General features: G+C 35.3%; 1 protein-coding gene. It reads right to left on the reverse strand.

Annotation, left to right across the window (positions count from 1 at the left end):
- Nucleotides 1–484 precede the first annotated feature (484 nt).
- A complete protein-coding gene (locus tag M014_RS0120975; protein ID WP_026593436.1) occupies nucleotides 485–1,444 on the reverse strand; it encodes an alpha/beta hydrolase in 960 nt (319 codons plus the stop codon).
- Nucleotides 1,445–1,866: the final 422 nt, after the last annotated feature.

Here is a 1,866-nt window from a genome sequence, read left to right on the forward strand (position 1 = left end):
ATGTTAACATTTCTTCATTTCAATGTCAACTAAGTTTTTTATTTCGTTTGTCGCGTTTTGCGTTGTTGCTATCAGCGACTCGTATAATATTACACGCTTATCACTATAAAAGCAACTCTTTTTTTAATGTTTTTTAACTCCTCTACTATATATAAAATCCCCTTTATAACTTCCTTGCCTCCACTTGCATTTTAAGGTGGCATATTATTCACCAAAAGCGGCAAAAAACTTGAATAAAGTGTACACCTCTAACTATAGACATAATATATCCGGCACAACCTAATCTCAAATTATTAGATTATGAAAGATATCTTTATTCATAAACAATAAAAAGTCACCTATATAAACCTCCCCTCCATACACTACATTCATATTTCACCTTACTATGTTAATCCCTTCTAATTATCCTATCAATATATGTAATCTATACATAAATAAAGAATCTTTCACTATTAGGAGTGAAAGATTCTTTATGAACCTACAGCTACGCAGCAATATACCTTTCGACAAATCCCCATACAGTATTCCAATATTTCTCTGAATCTATCTTTTCAGCTTCTCCGTGACCTGCACCTGGCACAATTAATTTCTCTTTTTCTACCTTTGCAGCATTATACACTTCATCTAACATTTCAAAAGGAACAAATGTATCAGCATCTCCATGAATGAATAACATCGGGGTTTTACTTTTTGCAACTTGCTTGACAGCCGATCCTTCATTCAAGTCATAACCAGCACGGAGTTTTGTAATTGTATTCGCCGCATTCATAACAGGGAATTTTGGTAAATGGAATAAATCCTTTAATTGGTACGTAAATTCATCTATTACAGACGAATAACCACAATCTTCTATAATAACTTTAACATTAGAAGGTAAATCTTCTCCAGAAGTCATCATAACAGTCGCACCTCCCATCGAAATACCGAACAGAGCTATTTCTGCTTGTGGATCTTCTTTTAATATACGCTCAATCCACAGCATAATATCCTTACGATCATGCCACCCCATACCAATATAGTCACCTTGACTATTTCCATGACCACGAAGATCAGGCGCTACCACACTATAACCTTTTTCATAAAAATGACGAATATATTTTGTCATTTCCGAGGCTCTCCCACTATAGCCGTGAACCACGATTGACCATTTATGACTAGATTCCTGATTACGATATTCATAGCCATTTAGTTTTAAATCATCAAAAGAGCGTGCAATTATCGTATTCGGTTGATGTTTTGATAAAAATTCAGCATTTTTCACTTCATCAGTGGCTACTACGTTAACCGATGTAGTTACGGTTTTCTTTAAATGAGGGTTTCCCTCTAAAAATTCTTTTTCTTGTTTCGCATTTAACGCATAGTTATAAAAGTAGTTTCCAACTAACATATACGCAATAACTAGAAGGAGTAAAACTACTATTGTAACAATACTTATTTTCTTCATTCTATAAACCCTTTCTCTACTATGTATATTCAAAAATACCTTATATTACATTATACAAATTCTAAATATAGCACCCTCATGTTGCATCAAGATTTTTACTAATCTAAAATAGTAAGCCTCCGAAAAAGTTTATCCCACGTTAACGGGTGGTAATACTCCCACCTCAAAATTCAGCGAAATCATTGTCCAGTTCCAGTGGCTAGAATGTTCGGTGGGAGATAAACTGCCCGTAAAAACCCGATTGGTGAGGGCCAATAATCAGTTGGGGAGGAAGAACCCCCCACTGATTAAAGTTTCACTTTATTAAAGACCTTCAATAAGCTATATACACAAAAAAGACGAGTCATTCTGACTCGTCTTAAGGTTGCTTGGCGACGTCCTACTCTCACAGGGACAAGGTCCCAACTACCATCGGCGCTAGA

The sequence above is a fragment of the Bacillus sp. UNC437CL72CviS29 genome, from assembly GCF_000482345.1.
Classification (GTDB): Bacteria; Bacillota; Bacilli; order Bacillales; family Bacillaceae_G; genus Bacillus_A; species Bacillus_A arachidis.

What these genes read in the sequence shown, in the direction of transcription:
- M014_RS0120975 (WP_026593436.1), bottom strand. Translation starts at nt 1,444, where the DNA reads ATGAAGAAAATAAGTATTGTTACAATAGTAGTTTTACTCCTTCTAGTT.